This window comes from Pseudomonas lundensis, from assembly GCF_001042985.1.
GTDB classification, from domain to species: domain Bacteria; phylum Pseudomonadota; class Gammaproteobacteria; order Pseudomonadales; family Pseudomonadaceae; genus Aquipseudomonas; species Aquipseudomonas lundensis.
In genome coordinates this window covers 1-1,443 of the sequence record NZ_JYKY01000069.1, presented here as the reverse complement: position 1 = coordinate 1,443, position 1,443 = coordinate 1, and the positions used below count along the sequence as shown (strand labels likewise).

The window sequence follows — 1,443 nt, the reverse complement described above, 5'->3', positions numbered from 1 at the left end:
TCGTCCTTGTTGATCGCGACGATCACTTTGGAGTCTTTCATGCCCGCCAAATGCTGAATCGCGCCGGAAATACCGACCGCAATGTACAGCTGTGGCGCAACGATTTTGCCGGTCTGGCCCACCTGCATGTCGTTCGGTACGAAACCGGCGTCAACCGCGGCACGGGACGCACCCACGGCAGCGCCCAGTTTGTCGGCCAGTGCGTACAGGTGTTTGAAGTTGTCGCCGTTCTGCATGCCGCGACCGCCGGAGACGACGATTTTGGCTGCGGTCAGCTCAGGACGGTCCGATTTGGCCAGTTCTTCGTTCACGAACGAAGACGTGCCTGCATCGTGAACGGCCGCGACCGCTTCCACTGCCGCAGCACCGCCTTGCGCCGCCACCGGGTCGAAACCGGTCGCACGCACGGTGATCACTTTGACCGGCGCTGTCGATTGCACGGTAGCAATGGCGTTACCGGCATAGATCGGACGCTTGAAGGTGTCAGCGCTTTCTACCGAAACGATCTCGGAGATCTGGTCAACGTCCAGTTGCGCAGCCACACGCGGCAGGATGTTTTTGCCGTTGGAGGTCGCCGCAGCCAGGATGTGGCTGTAGCTTTTGCCCAGTTCTGCAACCAGCGGGGCAACGTTTTCAGGCAACTGATGCGCATAAGCCGCGTTATCGGCAGCCAGCACCTTGGCCACGCCCGAAACCTGTGCAGCGGCTTCAGCGATGGCGCCAATGCCCTGACCTGCGACCAGAACGTGGATGTCGCCACCGATTTTGGCAGCGGCGGCTACGGTGTTCAGCGTGGCCGGGGCCAGGGCTTTACCGTCGTGTTCTGCGATTACCAAGATAGTCATGTTTACGCCCTCCAATTCAAAGCACCTTCGCTTCGTTTTTCAGTTTCTCGACCAGTTCAGCCACCGACTTGACCTTGATGCCTGCGCTGCGTGCCGCCGGCGCTTCGACTTTCAGGGTTTTGTGGGTCGATGCCGTGGAAACGCCCAACGCGTCAGGCGTCAGCACTTCAAGCGGCTTCTTCTTGGCTTTCATGATGTTTGGCAGGGACGCGTAGCGCGGCTCGTTCAAACGCAGGTCGGTGGTGACGATGGCGGGCAGGTTCAGGGAAACCGTTTGCGCGCCGCCGTCGATTTCACGGGTCACCGCTACCTTGTCACCGGCCACTTCAACCTTGGAAGCGAAGGTGCCCTGGCCGTAACCGGTCAGCGCTGCCAGCATCTGGCCCGTCTGGTTGTTGTCGCTGTCGATGGCCTGTTTGCCCAGGATCACCAGTTGCGGCTGCTCCTTGTCCACCACAGCCTTGAGCAGCTTGGCCACGGCCAGCGAGGTCAGGTCTTCGGCGGATTCGACGAGGATGGCGCGATCTGCACCCAGTGCCAGCGCGGTACGCAGCTGTTCCTGAGCCGTGGTCGGGCCGATGGAGACGACGACGATCTC

The 1,443-nt window shown here is 61.0% G+C and carries 2 protein-coding genes; both read right to left on the bottom strand.

What is annotated here, in order from left to right; genetic code table 11:
* Positions 1-845, bottom strand: an 845-nt coding sequence (locus tag TU74_RS22870; protein WP_048377750.1) for an electron transfer flavoprotein subunit alpha/FixB family protein, incomplete at its 3' end; no start/stop codon positions are given.
* Positions 846-861: 16 nt separating this feature from the next.
* On the bottom strand, positions 862-1,443 hold a 582-nt coding region (locus TU74_RS22865), incomplete at its 5' end, for an electron transfer flavoprotein subunit beta/FixA family protein (RefSeq protein ID WP_048377749.1).